The following is a 21,206-nucleotide window of genomic DNA, read 5'->3' on the forward strand; positions in this document are numbered from 1 at the left end:
AAATGAAGAAACCGTTACTTCTAACTGCCGCATTGTTTTTCAATGTCGGTATATACGCACAATCATTAAATAATCCGGGTTCAAACCACGGTAATAAATTTGAACAGCTAGGCACAATCCTTTCTGATCCGAACTATTACCGCTCTGCATCTGGCGCACCCGGCCCTGCATATTGGCAGCAAAGGGCAGATTATGAGATTAATGCAGAACTGGATGAAAAGAACCTGCGTTTAAATGGATCTGAAACGATCACTTATTATAATAATTCGCCAGATCCTTTAAGTTATTTGTGGGTTCAGCTTGACGAGAATCAGAACAAAGCTACAAGCGACAATAAGCTTACACAAACCAGCAAAATAAAAGAGAAGATGACATTAGATGACTTCTCTGATATTATTGGCCGCGATGATGATCTTGGTGTTAAGGTCATTAAAATTACCGATGAGAAGGGCACTCCTCTTCCCTACGTGATTAACAACACCATGTTACGGATTGATTTGCCTGTCGTGCTTAAACCTAAGGAAAAGTATAAATTAAAAATAACGTGGAATTACAACATCTCTGATCGTAAGATTGTACATGGAAGAGGTGGATATGAGTATTTTCCTCAAGACGACAATTATTTGTTTACCATTACACAATGGTTTCCGCGCATGGCTGTTTATTCTGATTTCCAGGGATGGCAAAACAAGCAATTCGAGGGCAGAGGAGAGTTTGCCTTGGTTTTTGGAAACTACAAGGTGAACATGACTGTTCCGGCAGACCACATAGTTGGTGCAACAGGCGAATGCCAGAACTATCCACAGGTTTTAAGCGCAACCAGCTTAAGGAGATGGAATGAAGCACAAACAGCAAAAGCTCCTCTGGAAATTATAAATCTTAGTGAAGCAAAATCCGCTATTACAAAAAAGGCAACCGGGAAAAAGACATGGACTTATGTGGCCGAAAATGTAAGGGATTTTGCATGGGTATCTTCAAGAAGATTGGTTTGGGATGCTATGGCAACTTATATCGACGGAAAAAAAACAATGGCCATGTCTTATTATGGCCCCGAAGCTTACCCGATATACAGCAGGTATTCGACCAAGGTGGTTGCGCATACTTTAAAATCGTATTCTAAACACACCATTCCCTATCCATATCCTGTTGCAATATCTGTTGAAGCCTCCAATGCAATGGAATATCCTATGATTTGCTTTAATCATGGCCGTGCAGAAAAAGATGGTTCATACACGGAGTCACTTAAATATGGTGTAATCAGTGTAATTATTCATGAGGTGGGTCATAATTTTTTCCCCATGATTGTAAACTCCGACGAAAGGCAATGGACCTGGATGGATGAGGGCCTAAATACTTTTTGCCAGTTTATGGCAGAGCAGGAATGGGACAATAATTATCCCTCTCAACGAGGACCAGCACATAAGATTGTAGACTACATGAAAATGCCGAAAGACCAGCTGGAGCCGATTATGACTAATTCCGAGAACATTGTAAATTTTGGCCCTAATGCTTATGCTAAACCAGCCACAGCGCTAAACATTTTAAGAGAAACCATAATGGGCAGGGAGCTTTTTGATTATTCTTTTAAAGAGTATGCAAAGCGATGGGCATTTAAACACCCTACTCCTGCCGATTTGTTCAGAACAATGGAAGATGCCTCGGCAGTTGACCTTGACTGGTTTTGGAGAGGTTGGTTCTTTAGTACTGATCCCGTAGACATTTCATTGAACGAGGTGCGCTATTATCGCATGAACAGCATGAAACAAGCAGTTGAAAATGCAGAAAGCAAGAAAGCATATGAAAAAGACAACAAATATCTGGGCCGAGAACGCAATAAGGCCGAGGGTATAAAGTTTGCCATTGAGCAAGACACAAGTTTGCTTGATTTTTATAATAAGTTTGATCGCTTTGAAGTAAGCAAAACGGCCGACGAGCAATTTCAAAACTATTATAACTCGTTAGGTGCTGAAGAGAAAAAAATCTATGAGAGCAAAAAGAACTTTTACGAACTCGAATTCTCGAACCTAGGTGGTTTAGTGATGCCATTGATCATTGAATGGACGTTTAAGGATGGCAGTAAGGAAACAGATAGAATTCCTGCCTATGTATGGAGAAAGAATGAAAACAAGATAACCAAAGTTTTTGCTAAGGATAAGGAAGTTGTTTCAGTACAGTTAGATCCAAATAGAGAAACTGCCGATATTGATGAGAGCAATAACTCCTGGCCAAGAAAAAGCCAGTCTACCAGGTTTGAATTGTTTAAGGAGCAACAGATGCCTGCAACAAACCCAATGCAGCAATCTAAAAAACAGAATTAATTAAAAAGCCATCTTTCGATGGCTTTTTCAAAGATACTAAAACAAAAAACTACCTATTTAGACTTCTCTTTCAAGAGGTTTAATTCTTTTTTGAGCAGCTCAATTTCTGCCTGCTGCTCTTTAATAGCTGCCACGAGTACAGGAATCAGATTTTCTGATTGCACTTCGCTATATCTTGCAACTTTTGAATTGTTCTTACCCTGGTTGTACATTTTAGTAGCCTCATAAACCATAGCTGGGTATTCTGATTGTACGTTACTGGCGAGGAAGCCGTATTGCTCGCCAGCTGGTAATTTAAGATGTTTGTACTTCTGTACATCGTATTTAAAAGTTACGGGTTGCAGGTTTTTTAAGTGTTCAGTAGAATTAGAAATCTTATCTACGTTTACTTTTAACTCTTGCTCCTCAATTTTTTGTGCATTTACTGAAAATGCAGCTGCGCTTAATAAAATGCCTAATACGGCACCTTTTGATACTAAAGGATATCTCATAAAATAAAATTATTGTGTAATATTTGAATCTTAATTGTAGTGTATTTACAATCAGATTTCAGGAGGGGGGTATGGTAGCGAAATAACCGAGGTAACCGTAGGCGATACAAAGCTATAATTAACCTTTTTTGAGGTTAAGGTATGCGCCAGATCTACAATTGGCTGATGAATAAAAACATCATCCGTAAGCTCCAGATTTTTTAATTCTTTCTCTTCCTCTGAGTTCTCAGAGTCTTGATCAGTATGATGGATCGATACTGTTTGTTTATGGTCGGTTACAGTAAATAACGACACATGCTTTACCAGCAAAAATGAAAGTAAAATAAGAATGCCCGTTAATTTTTTCAACATAAACCTAAGTAGTATCTATCCTTTAATTGTGATGTGTAATCTGACAAATATATTTATCTTATTCAAAATCCGGCAATGCTTAGCCAGAAAATGACAAAAATTTAATGATCAAAATAACGAAGATCAGGACATTAAGACTAAAACAAGCCTAACTGCCCCTTATCGTCAATTTCTATATCGTCAGGGTTAGTGATCTCAAACTTAATTTCTTTTGCCGGAATATCTTTCTCATCCTTCTTTGTCTCTGGGGTTTCTTTAGCCATAGGTTTCGGCTGAGCTTTAGGCTCTTCTTTACCTTCAGGCTTGGCCTTTGATTCTTTTTCTGGCGTTTTAGGTGTTCCCCACGCTTTTTTTGGTTTTCCCTCTGCCGCCTCCTCAGATGGCTTTTCTTCAACCTTTTCTACAGGTTCTTCTTTTGAAACAGGTTTTGGTTCCTTGGCGACAACAAAAGGCTTTTTCGCAACAGGTGATGCCTCCTCTTGTTCGACTTCAGGTTCTTCCGAAACAGCTTCCGGCTCTTCCGGCTCGACATTGCTTTCCTCTACTTCCTGGATATTTTCCTCTTCCCCACTTGTAGCTACATCCGCTGTTGTTTCAGAAGTTTCTCCTTCAGCTTGCTCTTCATTAGCAGACGCATCTGGAATACTGACCTTGCTTTCCAGAACTAATTCCAGTTCTTCATGATTAGAAATACTCACATTTTTTACGTCATGTTGAGTGATCCTGTTTCCGTTAGCCTTTATACCCTTTACATCAATAAACTCTGCTAACACTATTTCTAATGTTTCCGGGATTTGCGTTTTACCTTTAAGTACATCAACCGTTAATACTGCTTCTGGATTGCTGGTCAGGTAAAGGAATCTCGAACCATTCTCTTCACTAATCAGAGTACCTTTTTTACCTACGGCAATTGATTCAAATACAAATCTCTTTATGAAATAATTTTTAGCTTTCCCCTCGTATTGTACAACAGTAAATGGTTTTTCAGGATCAAATTTCTGGATCAGTATCAGATCTGCATCAAAGTGATTGCTCAATTCGAATGTACTCAGCTCATACCATCCCTCTTTATGAACCTGTAATATTTTATCATCACCATCGAATTCACCAAGGTATTTCCCTCTTCCATCAACATTAAGTCTTCTAAGCAAATCGTCATACCATATCTTAAGGCCGGAAAGTGTTGATACTCCTTTTGTTTTTAACAGGATCTTTTTGATAGGATACTTAGATACAATATTACCCTGAGAGGCACGCCCTTTAATCGCTATTTCAGCATAATCAAGGTCAAATTGAAGTTTCTTAAGTTTAGTGTGTGGTTTTAACTGAACCGTAATCACTTCAGCTTCTCCATTTGGGTTGGCTGTAAAATACAATACTTTAGAACCTTTACTTCCTTTGGTAAGGTCATATTCCTTATCGCGGGTTACACCAACTACAGCGAAACGTTTAATGTACGAAACGCCGCTGGCCCCATCTTTATAAACCATGTTATAGATGGTCCGTTCATCACCCTTTTTAAACACCTGTGCATGCAGAATTCCTTTACCAACAAAGGTTTTATCTGCCACCTTGGTGATGATACATTTACCATCTTCTCTGAAGACGATTATTTCATCAATATCGGAACAATCTGCAACAAATTCATCCTTACGCAAACCAGTACCCACAAAACCATCTTCACGGTTCAGGTATAGTTTTACATTGGCTAAAGCCACTTTAGATGCCTCTACCCTATCGAATAAACGAATCTCTGTTTTACGCTCTTTACCTTTACCATACTTATCTCTAAGTTTCTGGAACCAGGCAATGGTATAATCTGTTAGGTGACGAAGGTGATTTTTTACAACTTTGATCTCATCAGCTAAAGCTTTCATCTGATCATCCGCCTTTTTAACGTCAAAGCGGGTAATGCTACTCATTGGTTTATCAATAAGTTTTTTGAAATCTTCCGGCTGAATCTCCCTATACAAATCGGGTTTGAATGGTTCGAATAAAAGATTCAATACCTCAACAACCGTTTCAAAATTACCAGAATTCTCATAGTCCGCATTTTTGTACATGCCCTCCTGAATAAAGATCTTTAGTAGTGAGCTAAAGAATATTCTTTCCTGCAATTCATGCAACTTAATTTCCAATTCTTGTTTTAACAGGTTCTTGGTATTATGAGTATTCTCGATAAGGATATCATTAACACTCAAAAACTGAGGTTTATCATCCTTGATAACACAAGTATTTGGAGATATAGAAACTTCGCATGAAGTGAAAGCATACAACGCGTCAATAGTTACATCAGGTGAGATACCAGGAGCAAGATGGATGACAATCTCTACATTCTGTGCCGTATTGTCTTCAATTTTCTTAATCTTGATCTTACCCTTATCGTTAGCAGATAATATGCTATCGATTACAGAACCTGTTGTTGTGCTGTATGGTATTTCGGTTATTACGAGGGTCTTCTTATCTTTTTCTGTAATTTTTGCTCTTACCCTGATTTTACCTCCGCGCATACCTTCGTTATACGCCGAGAAATCGGCCATACCGCCAGTAAAGAAATCAGGGAGAATATTTGGTCTGGTTCCTTTTAAAGATTCGATGGAAGCATCAATCAGTTCCAGAAAATTATGAGGCATAACCTTGGTAGCCAAACCTACCGCAATACCTTCTGCCCCCTGGGCCAATAGCAAAGGAAATTTAACCGGCAAAGTAATGGGTTCGTTGTTACGTCCATCGTAACTCAATTGCCAAACGGTAGTATCTGGATTAAACACTACTTCGTTTGCAAATTTAGACAAGCGCGCTTCGATATAACGGGCCGCAGCGGCACTGTCGCCAGTTACCGGATCACCCCAGTTACCCTGGCAATCTATCAGCAGTTCCTTTTGACCAATTTGCACCATTGCATCGCCAATAGAAGCATCCCCATGAGGGTGATATTTCATGGTATTTCCGATAACATTGGCAGCCTTATTAAAACGTCCATCATCCATCTCTCTTAAAGAGTGCATAATGCGTCGCTGAACCGGTTTTAAACCATCGTTGATGTGTGGAACCGCGCGATCAAGAATTACGTAAGAGGCATAATCGAGGAACCAGTTCTCATAAAGCCCGTTGATAGGGATTACAGTATGTGTACTTTCTTCGTTTATGTTGTTTTCTATTTCGTCGCTCATCAAAAAAGGATTGGATTTTGTAAATATAAGGGTTGGAATGAAATATTAAGAACAGAAGTTTTTAACAGTTCTTAGTTAATAACCTATCTTTTTCGGGTTAATGGACTAGATTTTCATAATTTTCGGGCATTATTTTATGAATTGATGTTTTACCTTTCCAACCGCTCTTCAACAAACACAAAAGGCAATAGATTTTTAATCCCTTTTACTTTTATTATTTCGCCCCCTATACAGTAAAAAAGCACCTCAATTTCCTGCTTTTGCTTCTGTTCAAATTCGGCCATTACCTGCAAGCATGCACCGCACGAGGTAACAGGTTTCTGGATAACAAAATTACTGCTTTTTGCAGTAATTGCCATAGCCTGAACAGCCGCTTCGGGGTAAGCAGCACCAACTGTAAACAGTGCAACGCGCTCTGCACAAAGCCCTGAAGGGTAGGCCACATTTTCCTGGTTACTACCAAGAACCAACTGCTTATTACTTAATTTTAAAGCTGCCCCAACCTTAAAATTCGAATAAGGTGAGTATGATGATTTCAATGCCTCTTCGGCCTTTAAACATAATTCCTGATCTGATGCACTTAGCTCATTTAAGGACTTAAAAGTTTGATAGCTAACAACAAAATTTTTCTGATCCATATTTAAACATACGTAATTTTCTAACAATAGATTAACAACAATTTTATCCCTTGATTTAAACAATTTAATTATTTAGATTGTAGATATAAGTAAGAAGCCTAATTTTGACGCCGATGGCATGGTTTTAGTGCTGTAATCATAGATTTAAAACCCTATTAAACGCATTTCAATTGAATATATATATTCGTAAAAGTCTTAAAATCATACTTTGGATAGTAGCAAGCATCATTATGCTGGTTGTCCTTATTGCACTTTCCCTAAACATTCCGGCGGTACAAAATTTTGTAAAGGATAAAGCAATAAATTATTTAAAGGATAAAACCAAAACTGAGGTAAGTCTGGAGAGTATAAAAATTGCATTACCAAAGGATGTGGTGCTGAATAAATTTTATATTGAAGATAGAAAAGGAGACACCCTGCTATATGCACAAAAACTTTCTGTAGACATTAACTTATTTAAACTTTTAAGTAATAAGGTAGAGATCAACAATATTTCACTGCAAAAAATAAGGGCCAATGTTACCCGCATAAACCCCGATACCTCATTCAACTTTTCTTTCCTGGTAGATGCGTTTATGTCTGAGCAAGAAAAGCCAGAAGAAGAAGTTGCAAAAGACACCACATCTACTCTCAAATTTTCTATTGAAAAGGTGGCTTTTGAAGACATTGGTATCGTTTATCGTGATGATGTTGCTGGAAATGATGTAAAATTAAACCTGGGTGAGTTTACTGCCAACATTAAAGATTTCGACCTCAATAATCAACACTATGTCATCAAATCTTTAGCCTTAAAAAACACCTCCTTAAAATACCTGCAGCAAAAACCGCTTACACAGTTACAGGCTCACTTACAAAACAGCATAGACACAGCAAAAACAGAATCCGGTAAATTACCACTTGTAGAGATTCAGGACTTTGCTTTCAACCATATAAAAATAGGATTCGACGATCGGATTTCGGGTATGAATGCGGATGTTGATCTGAACAAGCTAGCCTTAACTCAGCTGTTTATTGACCTTACCAATAGCAATTATAAAATTGACGATGCCAAACTAAATGATACCAAAATAAACTTCAGCTCCACAACTAATAAAGCGAATGTTAATGTTAATGACTTGTCTTTAACCAAGCTTCTGGCAGACGTTAAAAATGGCAAGTACAAAATAAATGACGCAAAGCTAAGCAAATCAAATATACTGTTTGCATTAAAACCGGCTAAACCCGGGAAAGAGACAAAAGTGGATACTGCAGAGAAATCTTCACCCCTGTCATTACTGGTTGACAATATAAGCTTAACCGAGAACAATGTACAGTTTGATAATCTTGGAGCTAAACCTACTAAAGGAATGGACTTTAACCATTTAAAGTTTACCGGCCTTACCTTAGTAGCTGATGCGCTTGGCTATAGTGATACTGGTATAAAAATCAATGTAAAAGAAGGTGTGTTTAAGGAGAAGAGTGGTTTTCAATTATCTAAGCTAAGAGGAGATGTTGTATACTCCGACAAGGCAATTAAGGTGAATAACTTCTTACTAAAAACACCTAATACATCAATAGAAAACGTTACAGAATTAAATTACTCTTCTCTTGATGATTTAACCAAACATCCGGAAAGGGTAAAGCTTTCAATGGTTGTTAAAAACACAACTATTGGCTTAAAAGACGCTGCTTACTTTAGTGATGCGGTCCCGGAAAACTACAGAAATGAGAAGATAAAAGTAAATGCCAATGTTAGTGGCTATATGAATAACCTTGTAATTCCCCGACTGCAGATTTCGGGGTTAAAAAGCACAAACATTGATGTGAGTGGCAGGATAAAAGGACTCCCTGATATGGATAAAGCTTACTTTGACATGAACATCAAAAGGTTTGCAATGACCAAAAAAGATCTTTTGGTAGTTATCCCTAAAAAGACTTTGCCAACCAATATAGAGCTTCCTAATGTGATTGTTGCAAACGGAAAGTTTACCGGTTCAATGACCAATTTCAATACCGGTTTTAACATTAATACCGACATGGGATCGGCTAAGTTACTGGCAAGCATGAAAGGTCCTAAAGGCAAGGAGAGCTATGTTGCCAGTGTAAACCTGAATAATTTTAATGTAGGTAGATTACTTAAACAGCAAGCCCAGTTGGGCAAAATTACGGCTAAAGCCAGCGTTAAAGGAACCGGGCTTGATCCTAAAACTGCTTCGGCACAGTTTAAAGCACAATTAATAAGTGCATACTACAACAAATACACTTATAAGGATCTCTTTTTAAGTGGCGATTTCAAGCAGCAAAAATTGAATCTAAAAGGCAATATGGCCGACACCAATTTGAATTTTAATTTAACCACTGCCGTAAATATTGCGGGCAAATATCCGGCGGTAAAAGCAGACTTAGATTTAAAACAGGTTGATCTACAGAAATTAAATTTCAGTCCAGGTGAGTTTAAGTTAGCGGGGGTAATTAATGCAGATGTAAAAACTGCTGATCCAGATTACCTTAACGGTGATATTTTTGTAAATGGCCTGCAGGTAGTTAAAGATGGCCAACGTTTCAATGTAGACACCATTGTAGTGCATTCTGAAGCGAGCGAAACACACAATATGCTTACCCTTCGTTCTGAGTTTATGCGAGCCAAAATTGATGGTAAATATCAACTTACCAATGTCGGCAGCGCAGTGATTAACCAGATCAATAAATACTATCAATTTGGCGAGGTAACTAAAATCCCTGATCAGCGTTTTAGATTCTACGTAAATTTCTACAATCCTAAAATCCTTCAGAACTTTGTACCGGAACTAACCACCTTTGCCCCTTCCAGAATGAATGGCTTAATTGATACTCAGAAGGATAGTTTACTCATGAATGCCTCTTTTCCTCAGATAGTTTATGGTGGCTACAGGATTGATAGTACTAAACTTAATGTGAACAACACTGAGCAGAAGCTTAATTATAAATTACAAATAAAAAGTTTTCAGAGCTCTGCGGCTAATTTGTTTAATACCGAAATTAGTGGCGACGCTGTAAATAACAACCTTGCTCTCAATATTTATCTAAGAGACAGTAAGCGGAAAGACAAGTATATTTTGGGTGGTAATTTTAAATCGATTAACAAAGACTACCAGTTCAGTTTAGATCCTCAAAAGCTTTTGCTTAATTATGAAAAGTGGGCCATCGCACCTCAAAATTACATTCAGTTTGGTCAGTCGGGTATTATAGCTAATCAATTTAACCTGAGTAAGGGTAATCAGCTCTTAGGGATTAACAGTACTGATACTGTTGCCAACTCTCCTTTAAAAGTTGAATTTAAAGACTTCAAAATAGAAACGCTTACTAAGTTTGCCGAGCAGGACAGTTCTTTGGTTGGTGGTACTATTAATGGTACTATTGATGCAAAGGAGCTTATGGATACACCTAAGTTTGAGGCAAATCTAACAATAGATAGGTTAAGGTATTTGAAAGATGAGTTTGGAACCTTGCGTGTTGCTGTAAACAACAATACAGAGAATGCATATGAAACTAACATTGCCTTATCTGGTGTACACGAGTTAAGGGTTAATGGATTTTACTATACTTCACCACAGAGTGCCCTTGACCTTAACTTAAACATTGATAAAATTGACCTGAAAGCAATAGAGAGTGTGTCAATGGGACAGATAAAGAATGGCTCGGGTACAATATCCGGGGAATTGTCTATCAAAGGCCCCCTTGATGCCCCCAAAATTTTAGGCGACGTTAAATTTAACCAGGCCGCATTTACAGCAACTTATGTGAATTCTTATTTCAGAATGCCAAATGAGTCTATAAGTTTTACTGATAAGGGGATAAACTTCAATAGATTTACCATTATAGATTCTTTAAATCAGAAGGCAGTAATAACCGGTGGTGTCCTCACTACTGACTATAAAGATTTTCGGTTCAACATGGACATGAGAACGAACAACTTTAGACTTATGAACTCTACTGCTGCCGATAACGACATGATCTACGGTACTGTTTATGTTACCAGTACCATTAAGGTTCGCGGCGATCTTAACCAGCCTGATGTAGACATGAACGTTAAAGTAGAAGATAAAACTAAGTTCTTCTTTGCTATGCCACCTGATGATCCCTCGGTAATTGATCAGGAAGGTATTGTACAGTTTACAGATTTCAGCGCACCGCCGTTTAATGGTAAAAAGGCACTGAACGTTAGCGATTCCGTAAGCAAAGCTCCAATCAAGGGACTTAATTTAAGTGCTACTATCGACATTGATCCGGATGCAGAATTAAATGTAGTGGTGGATCCATCTAACGGTGATGCACTAAAAGTTAAAGGGCAAGCATCTTTAACAGCAACAATGGACCCTAGCGGCAAGACTAGTTTAACGGGAAGATATCAGGTATCTGATGGTAGTTACAATCTGACTGTTGGTCCTGTTAAAAAGGACTTTAAGCTGCAACAAGGCAGCAGCATTGTATGGACTGGAGATCCTATGGAGGCCAATGTAAACTTAACGGCATTATATGAAGTAAATACAGCTCCTATTGACTTGATAGGTGATCCAACACAATATGAGGCTAAAACCAAACTTCCTTTCCAGGTATACCTGATGATGACGGGTGAACTTTTAAAGCCAAGCATCAAATTTAAATTAGACTTACCAGAAAATGAGCGGGGTGCACTCAATGGTCAGGTATATGCGAAATTACAGAGTGTAAATACGAATGAAAGCGAACTGAACAAGCAGGTATTTGCACTATTGGCGTTCAACAGGTTTATTGCTGACAATCCGTTCCAAAGTCTGGCCGGAGGTAGTAGTGTTTCTTCTATTGCCCGTTCAAGCGTAAGTAAACTATTAACAGAACAATTGAACAATCTTGCATCCGATTTGATAAAGGGTGTAGATATAAACTTTGGTTTAAATTCATCTGAAGACTATTCGGCATCAGGCAGCAAGTCGCAAAAAACAGATCTGGAGATCGGTCTGTCTAAAAAACTCTTGAACGATCGTTTAATTGTTACCGTTGGTAGTTCTTTTGGATTGGAAGGCCCTCAGCAGCAAGGTCAGAGTTCTACCAATATTGCAGGAAATGTTAATGTGGAATACCTTCTTTCCAGTGATGGCAGATACAGGTTAAGAGCTTATAGACGCAATCAGAATGAAGGCGTAATTGAAGGACAGATCATTGAAACAGGGCTTGGATTTGCTTTAGTGGTTGATTACAATAAATTCAGGGAGGTTTTCCAAAACTTCTCTAAAAAGAAAAGATTTAGAAATGAAGAGAGGCGTAAAAATGAGACAACAAATTAAATCCGGCTTATTTATACTTGCATGTTTAATTTTTGGCGCCTGTAGCAGTACCAAAAACCTTAAACCCGGGGAGATTTTATATACCGGTGCCGACATTAACATCAATCCTGATTCAACAGCAAAAATTGACAATCAGAAAGAGGTTAAAGGGGTTTTACTTGATAAAACACGACCTAATCCTAATAAGTCAATTTTAGGCATAAAGTTTAAACTTGCCATGTACAATCTTGCCGGCGAACCTAAAAAATCAAAAGGGATCCGGTATTGGCTCCGCAATAAAGTGGGCGAACCGCCTGTGTTATTAAGCGAGGTAAAAATCCCTTATAACAACGCTGTGCTTAAAAGTTATTTGATTAGTCAGGGGTATCTTCAATCTGAAGTAAACGGAGATACTGTAGTTAGTGGTAAAAAGGGCAAAGCACTTTATACCGTTGTTACCGGTGCGAGATATAAAATTAACAGTGTCGAATTCCCAAAAGATAGCACAGGTATAGTTCAAATCATAAATCAGAATAAAGACAAAACGCTATTAAAAGTAGGCGACAATTATGACCTGGAAACTTATAAAAATGAGCGGATCAGAATAGACAATGATTTAAAGGAACAGGGATATTTTTATTTTAATCCTGATTATTTGATTTTACAGGTTGATAGTACTGTAGGCAAACATCTGGTAGATATCAGAATAAAAGTAAAAGACATTGCCCCTGATGCAGGCCTTAAACCTTATACCATTGATAAAATTAATATCTACCCTAATTATTCTTTAAGAAGAGATAGCGCAATCAGAAATTCAACTCCTGAAGTATACAAGGATTTTAATATTTATGATACACGACACACCTACAAGCCGGGCTTATTTGACCGCTTGGTTTTCTTCAAAAAAGACGAATTATACAATAGGCGTGATCATAACCAATCTTTAAACAGAATGGTTAACATAGGTATTTTTCAAAATGTTAAAGCAGAATTTTTACCTGTCGACAGTTTTAGAAACAATAAGCTAAACCTTAACATTTTCCTCACCCCTTTAAAGAAAAACTCTCTTTCCTTTTCACTAACCGGAACCAGCAAATCCAATAACTTTGTCGGATCAGAAGCTAAGTTAACTCAAACTACCCGTAACCTTTTTAGAGGTGGCGAGCAGTTGGATGTAAGTGTAAGTGGTGGATTCGAAACCCAGGTAAGCGGGCAGGCCAAAGGACTAAACTCATATTCTTTTACTACTGAAGCAAAGCTTACCTTCCCAAGGTTTATACTCCCTTTCTTTAACTTTAACAGTACCAATGCGTTTATTCCTAAAACCATTGCTTCTCTATCATACCAATCGCTAAACAGAGGTTCCTTATACGGTTTAAATTCCTTTAAAGGAGAGTTTGGATATAACTGGAAAGAGAATTTATATAAAGAACATAGCTTTAACCCTATCTCTATAAATTACGTAACATCTAACGTAACCAATGATACGGCAAGAAGGGACAGTCTCTTTAGTGCAAACCCCGGCTTGGAAAAGAATCTTGAACGCCAGTTTATTATAGGAAGCAACTATAGTTTCACATTTACCAACCAGATGGAGGATTTCAGAAGAAACAATATATATTTCAATGGAACTCTTGAAACTGGTGGAAACGTATGGGGCTTATTTGCAGGAAAAAACGATGAAGGCAAAAAGACTGTATTAGGCATTCCTATCAATCAATTTATACGGGTTGAAACCGATTTTAGAGATTATTATAAAATCACAAAGAACCTGATCTGGGCAAGCCGTTTAAATCTTGGTTATGGATATGGATATGGGAACAATACATCTATCCCTTTTGTGCGTCAGTTCTTTGCCGGAGGCAGTAACGATATCCGGGCTTTTGCAGCCAGGTCATTGGGGCCCGGATCTTACAAACTGCCAAACCAAACTAATAACTATACCGACCAAAGTGGGGATATAAAGGCAATGGTTAACACAGAGTTACGTTTTAAATTATTTAGTGTTTTATATGGGGCTCTATTTGCAGATGCCGGGAACGTGTGGTTAAGAAAAGAAGATCCGTTAAGACCAGGGTCAGGCTTTAACTTTAAAGATGCACTTGATGAAATTGCGGTAGGCACCGGTGCCGGCCTCCGGGTAGATGCATCGATCTTCGTTATCCGCTTAGATGTAGCCTTCCCTATCAGAAAACCTTATCTTGAACCTGGAAATCGTTGGGTAATAGATCAGGTAGATTTTGGAAGCAGCACCTGGCGTAAAGAAAATTTAATCTATAACATAGGTATTGGGTATCCTTTTTAATATTGATTATGACATTCTTAAAAAAAGCTATTCATTTTGTTAAAGCAACAGCACATTTATTTATAGCCGCTGGAAAAGGGTTTATGGAAGACAGGGTGATGAAGCTAAGCGCGGCACTAGCCTATTACACCATATTTTCTCTTACCCCACTTATCATTATTATCATTGCTGCAGCAAGTTTGTTTTTAGGTGGAGATATTAAGCATACAATAGAAACATCTGTAGATGGAACAGTGCAAGAATATAAAATGGATCCGCGAGAGGAACTCTTCTCTGAAATACAAGATTTGGTAGGTCCGGATGCCACTGCTCAACTCAAATCATTCGTAAAACAATCAAACGTTTCGGGAAAAAGTACATTAGGGCTAATTATAGGTATCACTACACTTATTATTGGTGCTACGGCTATGTTCATAGAGATTCAGGACAGTATTAATTTAATCTGGAAAGTAAAGGCTGTACCAAAAAAGGGATGGAAAAAATTAATCACCAACAGACTGCTCTCCTTTTCGCTAATTGCTTCGCTTGGATTTTTGTTACTCGTCTCCCTTGTTATAAATAGTATTGTAGTAGGCATAGGCGACAAACTTGTGGGGCTTGCGTCTAAAGTCGGTGTCGAAAAGGTATCAGAGCTATTTATGCTAATCCTTACCAATGCCTTAACACTGGCAGTTGTAACCTGCATTTTTGCAATTATTTTTAAGGTGTTGCCTGATGTTGATTTAAAATGGAAACCAGCAATTGTTGGGGCCCTGTTTACGGCACTGCTTTTTAGTTTGGGTAAGTATATAATTGGAATCTATATTGAAAAGGGCAACCCTGCATCGGCATTTGGCGCTGCCAGTTCTATAATTGTAATTCTGTTGTGGATCTATTACACCTCTATCATATTATATTTTGGAGCTGAATTTACACAGGCCTATGCAGAACGATATGATAAAGGTATAGCACCAAGTAAATATGCAGTGCATACCAAAATTGTTATTGTAGAAAAAAAGGTGGATGTATTGCCGCCACAGCATCCGGAAGACACAAAGATCCCTTAAATATACTTAAGCATCTGGTCCATTAATTCCTGTTCTAAAAACGGCTTTAGTACCAGATCATTCATTCCTGCTTTTAAGTAGGCTTCTCTGTTTTCCTGCATTACATGGGCAGTTATTCCTAAAATCGGAATTCCGGATTTTGCAAAATCCCCGTTATATCTGATTTCATGTGTAAGCTCTACCCCACCCATCACTGGCATCTGAATATCTGTTAACACAATATTGTAGTCATTCTTCTTGTATAATTCGAGTGCCTGTTTACCATCATAAGCAGAATCATATTCCATACCCCACCGCTTTAATATTGTTTGAACCAGCAAAATATTCATTTTATTATCATCTACCAGCAGCACCTTCTTTCCTTTCAGCTTCTCAACAGTTGACGTTCCTTTATCAACATGTTGCTCCTCTGCAAATTCTGAAATAAGGTAGGGGATTTCAAAACTAAATACGGAGCCCTTACCAAGTACACTGCTAACATTTATTTTACCACCCTGCAGTTCCACGATCTTTTTACAAATTGCTAATCCCAGCCCAGTTCCCTGAAGTTGTGTTGTAGCCGATGAATAGATTTGCGAGAATTCAAGAAATATCAGATCAAGGTCTTCCCTGGCCATACCTATACCAGTATCTTCTACCTGTACTTTTAATACCGCCTGTTTTTTCCCATCTATTACCAATTGAACCCGAAGCGTTATTTTCCCTCTTTTTGTGAACTTAATCGCATTGGTTAGCAAATTCATAACAACCTGTTTCAAACGCAAACGGTCGCCAATTAAATAAATATTTTTATCGATAGCTATTTTACTCTCTAATTTCAGATCCTTATTTTCTGCAAGAACATTCATGCTATGAAAAACTTCCGCAATCTCTGATTCCGGAGAGAAGGGCTCAGATTCGATATTTATTACGCCTACTTCATATTTAGAAAAATCTAGAATTTCATTAACCAGTTCGAGCAGCATCTCTGATGAACTGCGTATAGCGTCTACCTGCTCTCTCTGTTCATCATTCAGGTTACTCTTGCCTAGCTGCTCAGAAAATCCAACTACCGAATTTAATGGTGTGCGTATTTCATGGCTCATATTAGCAAGGAAACGACTTTTCGAATGCGAATCTTGAGCTGCCAAACCATTCAGGCTGATCAATAAACTTTCATTCTTATAAAGCTTATATAAATTATATAGAATAATTGCGACTAAACAAACCAACAATAGTGCATCTATCAGTTCCATTCCGCTTAATTTTTTAAGCTCTACTTCAAGCTCTTCGCCCAAAGTAACCCTTCGTTTAGCCACATACTCAATATCATTTTGCTTAAACTCCTTTAATACCGTAATAATATCTTGGATCAGTTTATTATTCAACAACAAAATTGCCTTTTCATTGCTCTTGATTTGGTTATTGTTAGCATAAAGCTTCCGGTAATAGGCTTCTACTTCTTCTAACAATTTGTTATTAAAAGTGGTAACCTCATCTACCACTCCCTCATTCTTTTTGGTTTTAACAATTGTAACGGCACTATCTTTACTCCCTTTATTGGAAATTGCATCCGCTAATCGGCCAAAGAATTTTTTACGCGGTTTAACTGCTTGTTTAATCGTATCAACGGTTGTTACTGTTTTAAACTTTTTCTTTATTGAACCCAGATTAATTTTTGCCTGGGCACGCCTTTCTTCCAAACCAAGTTTTGAGAACCCGGCAAACAGGCTATCTGTTAACTGCCTAAGTTTCAAATAGCTCTCTGTCTTTAGCTTTTTCTGTTTTACAAGTTCTTTTAAATCCTGATTTTCCGTATTGTTATCGCCTAGGCTATTTAAATCGTTTAGAAGAAGAGAGATTTTATGGATACCGTCTGAGAATTGATTAAGATAATATTTATCTGCAGTTACGGCATACATGCGCGAATTATTCTCTGCCTGATAAAGGGTATAAATACAGGTATCTACTTCCGAATAACTTTTCTGAAGCATCGTTAGCTTCGTAATATCGTGCTTTAGCCCATTAATTTTATTATTCCTGAGGTATAACAGAAAGGCATAAATAAACAATGCAAATATCAAAAATGCTACTACAAAGTAACGGAATGGATCTCTTCTCTTAGCGTTAAACGACATATTATCTTATTATACTGCAGTTTTAATAACTACAGAACTTATCAAACAATTATATCAAAAGGGATCTGATTGAAATACAATAATAAACGAAAATTTTCACATAACCGATACTTTAATAAATCTTAAGCAACATCTAGTGTTGTTTCCTCAGGATCTTCTGCAATAACGAGTTCTTCGGGCAATAATTCCTCTATAGTATCTTTCTCTACCCTAAGGTTTCTAATGATGTGTTGTTGCCTGTCCGGGGTATTTTTACCCATATAATATTCCAAAAGATTTTTAATGGTCTGATCCTTTAAGATTACTGGATCTAACCTGATATCCTTACCTATAAAAAGTCCGAATTCATCTGGCGAGATTTCACCTAAACCTTTAAATCGGGTAATTTCAGGTTTGTTACCAAGCTTCTCAATTGCACGCTTTCTTTCATCGTCGCTATAGCAATAAATCGTTTCCTTTTTATTACGAACCCTAAACAATGGCGTTTGCAAAATGTAAACATGGCCTGCACGCACAAGATCAGGAAAAAACTGAAGAAAAAAGGTCATCATTAACAACCTGATGTGCATACCGTCAACATCGGCATCAGTAGCAATTACAATATTATTGTAATGCAAGCCTTCCAACCCGTCTTCAATATTCAATGCATGTTGCAACAGGTTGAACTCTTCATTTTCATATACCACCTTTTTAGTAAGCTCATAACAATTCAGAGGCTTACCCTTAAGACTAAAAACTGCCTGGCAATCTACATCTCTGGATTTAGTGATAGAACCGGAAGCAGAATCACCCTCGGTAATAAACAAAGTAGTCTCGTATCTCTTATCGTGATTACTGTTAAAGTGGACTTTACAGTCTCTTAGTTTCTTGTTGTGTAAAGATGCTTTTTTTGCCCTATCGTTAGCCAGCTTCTTGATGCCTGCAATATCTTTACGCTCTCTTTCAGACTGCAGGATTCTTTTCAACAATGCATCAGATACATCAGAATGTTTGTGCAGATAATCATCAAGTTCCTTTTTAACAAAGTCGTTAATGAATGTTCTTACCGAAGGCCCCTCGGGGCCCATATTCTGAGACCCAAGTTTGGTTTTAGTCTGCGATTCAAAAACAGGTTCCTGCACCCTAACAGAAATTGCAGCAATAATGGATGCCCTGATGTCAGAAGCATCATATTCTTTTTTATAGAACTCTCTTATCGTTTTTACCACTGCCTCACGGAATGCAGCCTGATGCGTACCGCCTTGCGTAGTATGCTGACCGTTAACAAAAGAGTGATAATCCTCACCGTATTGTTGTCCGTGAGTCATTGCAATTTCAATATCATTACCTTTTAAGTGAATGATGGGGTAACGCAATTCTTCGGCTTTGTTAAATTTAGAAAGCAGGTCGTACAACCCTCTTTCCGAGAAGTATTTTTGATTATTAAAATTAACGGTAAGGCCTGTATTCAGGAACACATAGTTCCAGATCATACTCTCTACAAAATCAGAAATGTAGTGGTAGTTTCTAAAAATAGTCTCATCCGGATAAAAAGTAATTGCTGTACCATTACGCTGAGTAGTTTCAATAATATCATTCTCCAAAACAATTTCACCTTTAGAGAATTCTACTTTTTTCGTTTTCCCATCACGATAAGACTGAACCACAAAATTGGTAGAGAGCGCATTTACCGCCTTAGTACCCACACCATTTAACCCTACAGATTTTTGGAAGGCATTACTATCATACTTACCACCGGTGTTTATTTTAGATACGCAGTCTATTACCTTACCCAAAGGAATACCCCTACCGTAATCCCTAACATTAACCTTGTGTTCGGATACCGTAATTTCAATTGTTCTGCCAGATCCCATCACAAACTCATCAATTGAGTTATCCACAATTTCTTTCAGCAAAACATAAATCCCATCGTCCTGTGCAGATCCATCGCCCAGTTTACCAATGTACATACCGGGACGTAATCTGATGTGCTCTTTCCAATCGAGGGAGCGTATACTATCTTCGTTATAATTCGGTTCAGCCATGATGTAAGTAAGTATAATACAAAAATACTATAATGCAGTAAATTTACTCGAATAAGCTGGGGAATCAATTACAAAGTTTCAACAAATGCACATTTTCATGTATATTCAAACAAATTAAATCATGCTCAATATGCGACCTGAAAAACAGCTCTCCATGCTTGACTTATCAATGATCGTTGTAAGTCTGGTAATAGGGATGGGCATCTTCCGCACACCCGTTAATGTAGCTGCAGGAGCGCAAATACCAGAGTTATTTTTTTTAGCATGGATTGTTGGCGGATTAATTGCCCTGTGTGGAGCTTTAACTTATGCCGAAATAGGATCTCGTTTTCCGGTTACCGGCGGGTATTATAAAATATTCTCTGCATTTTACCATCCTTCCATTGCTTTCGCCATCAACTGCATCATAGTAGTTTCAAATGCCGCTTCAGTTGCAGGTGTTTCAATTATTGGAGCTGAGTATTTAAGTAAGATTATTTTACCCGTTGAAATGCAAACCGAGTTTTCAAGAATAGCTATTGCAGCTATTTCTATTGGTCTGTTTTACTTCATCAATTTATTGGGACTAAAAGTTAGCTCTAAAACGCAAAACGTACTTTCGTTAATAAAAATAGGCATGGTGCTTATATTAATTGGCGCTGTATTTATGGGGCCGGCAGCAGTAAGCTCTCCTTCCACTTTCAACACATCAGGTGCAACTACCCCAACCCTGTTTGATTATGGCAAGGCCCTGGGCATCTGTTTAATCGGCATCTCTTTTACCTTTGGCGGATATCAGCAAACCATCAACTTTGGGGGCGAAACAAAATCTCCGGGTAAAATTATCCCCCGCTCAATCTTTACCGGCTTAGCTATCATTTTTATACTTTACATGGCAATTAATTACGTATATGTAAGGGTCATAGGGTTTGAACAGCTAAAAACAGCCGAAAGCATTGCTGCAATACTTGCGGGAAAAATCTTTGGTCCCATAGGTTTTACTGTGTTATCCTGCTTAATTTACCTTTCTGTTTTAGGCTATGTAAATGTCAATTTACTAAGCAATCCACGCGCTATGTTTGCCATGGGCGAAGAGAAAGCATTACCTGCAATCTTTACTAAAAAGAGCAAAAAATCGGATGTCATGTTTGTGAGCTTAACTGTATTCACAATCATCTCTATCATTACATTGTTTTACGCTCAAACATTCGACAAAATCCTGAACTACACCATATTTCTAGATTGTATTGGCATGGCTACTTCCGCGGCTACCATATTCTTTTTAAGAAAGCGAACCGCCCATCTTGATAAAAATACCATTTACAGTATGCGCCTGTATCCCTTAATGCCATTAATATTTATTGCCGCCTATTTATTTGTAGCTATCAGCATTTATGCCGACGATCCGCAAGCCGCAATAAATGGTTTATTGATCTTTGCATGCTTTATTATCATCTATTTCATAAACCGATTTTACCAAAGAAACCGAACATAGCAACCAGA

At 37.8% G+C, this 21,206-nt stretch carries 11 protein-coding genes; 5 read left to right on the plus strand and 6 right to left on the minus strand.

From position 1 onward, the window contains the following. The first annotated feature begins 2 nt into the window (after window positions 1-2). Complete coding sequence (locus HQN86_RS10980; RefSeq protein ID WP_172661013.1) at window positions 3-2,318, plus strand: M1 family metallopeptidase; 2,316 nt, start codon at window positions 3-5, stop codon at window positions 2,316-2,318. 53 nt (window positions 2,319-2,371) lie between these two features. Here HQN86_RS10980 and HQN86_RS10985 read toward each other — a convergent pair whose 3' ends face one another. From HQN86_RS10985 to HQN86_RS11000, 4 genes are all read right to left on the minus strand, one after another. Further along, the gene (locus tag HQN86_RS10985) at window positions 2,372-2,809 is read right to left on the minus strand and encodes a tail fiber domain-containing protein (RefSeq protein WP_172661014.1); all 438 of its coding nucleotides are present in this window, start codon (window positions 2,807-2,809) and stop codon (window positions 2,372-2,374) included. A 51-nt stretch (window positions 2,810-2,860) separates the two neighbouring features. Next, on the minus strand, window positions 2,861-3,160 hold the full coding sequence (locus tag HQN86_RS10990; RefSeq protein WP_172661015.1) for a hypothetical protein: 300 nt from the start codon (window positions 3,158-3,160) through the stop codon (window positions 2,861-2,863). A gap of 137 nt (window positions 3,161-3,297) precedes the next feature. Next, window positions 3,298-6,333 (minus strand): DNA gyrase/topoisomerase IV subunit A, encoded by a 3,036-nt coding sequence (locus HQN86_RS10995; protein ID WP_172661016.1) that lies wholly within the window; start codon window positions 6,331-6,333, stop codon window positions 3,298-3,300. A gap of 149 nt (window positions 6,334-6,482) precedes the next feature. Further along, window positions 6,483-6,971 (minus strand): cytidine deaminase, encoded by a 489-nt coding sequence (locus HQN86_RS11000; protein ID WP_172661017.1) that lies wholly within the window; start codon window positions 6,969-6,971, stop codon window positions 6,483-6,485. A 170-nt stretch (window positions 6,972-7,141) separates the two neighbouring features. On the opposite strand from HQN86_RS11000, the gene HQN86_RS11005 reads away from it, so the two are divergent. Genes HQN86_RS11005 through HQN86_RS11015 form a run of 3 tightly spaced genes read left to right on the plus strand, consistent with a single transcriptional unit; the run spans window position 7,142 to window position 15,583 of the window. Beyond that, window positions 7,142-12,253 (plus strand): translocation/assembly module TamB domain-containing protein, encoded by a 5,112-nt coding sequence (locus HQN86_RS11005; RefSeq protein WP_172661018.1) that lies wholly within the window; start codon window positions 7,142-7,144, stop codon window positions 12,251-12,253. Next, on the plus strand, window positions 12,219-14,537 hold the full coding sequence (tamL, locus tag HQN86_RS11010) for a translocation and assembly module lipoprotein TamL (protein ID WP_246269550.1): 2,319 nt from the start codon (window positions 12,219-12,221) through the stop codon (window positions 14,535-14,537). Before HQN86_RS11005 ends, tamL begins: the two co-directional genes overlap by 35 nt. An 8-nt stretch (window positions 14,538-14,545) precedes the next feature. Then, window positions 14,546-15,583: a YihY/virulence factor BrkB family protein gene (locus HQN86_RS11015; RefSeq protein WP_172661019.1), complete on the plus strand. Its 1,038-nt coding sequence runs from the start codon at window positions 14,546-14,548 to the stop codon at window positions 15,581-15,583. Here HQN86_RS11015 and HQN86_RS11020 read toward each other — a convergent pair. Together HQN86_RS11020 and HQN86_RS11025 are read right to left on the minus strand one after the other, a co-directional pair. Further along, complete coding sequence (locus HQN86_RS11020; RefSeq protein ID WP_172661020.1) at window positions 15,580-17,700, minus strand: ATP-binding protein; 2,121 nt, start codon at window positions 17,698-17,700, stop codon at window positions 15,580-15,582. The two genes, HQN86_RS11015 and HQN86_RS11020, sit on opposite strands and share 4 nt — an antisense overlap. A gap of 122 nt (window positions 17,701-17,822) precedes the next feature. Beyond that, window positions 17,823-19,724, minus strand: a complete 1,902-nt coding sequence (locus tag HQN86_RS11025) for a DNA topoisomerase IV subunit B (RefSeq protein ID WP_172661021.1) — start codon at window positions 19,722-19,724, stop codon at window positions 17,823-17,825. 130 nt (window positions 19,725-19,854) lie between these two features. Here HQN86_RS11025 and HQN86_RS11030 point away from each other — a divergent pair, with 130 nt between their 5' ends. Then, window positions 19,855-21,198 carry an APC family permease gene (locus HQN86_RS11030; protein ID WP_172661022.1) on the plus strand — a complete coding sequence of 448 codons (1,344 nt, stop codon included), beginning with the start codon at window positions 19,855-19,857 and terminating at the stop codon, window positions 21,196-21,198. Window positions 21,199-21,206: the final 8 nt, after the last annotated feature.

This window comes from Pedobacter panaciterrae (assembly GCF_013204795.1).
GTDB lineage: Bacteria > Bacteroidota > Bacteroidia > Sphingobacteriales > Sphingobacteriaceae > Pedobacter > Pedobacter panaciterrae.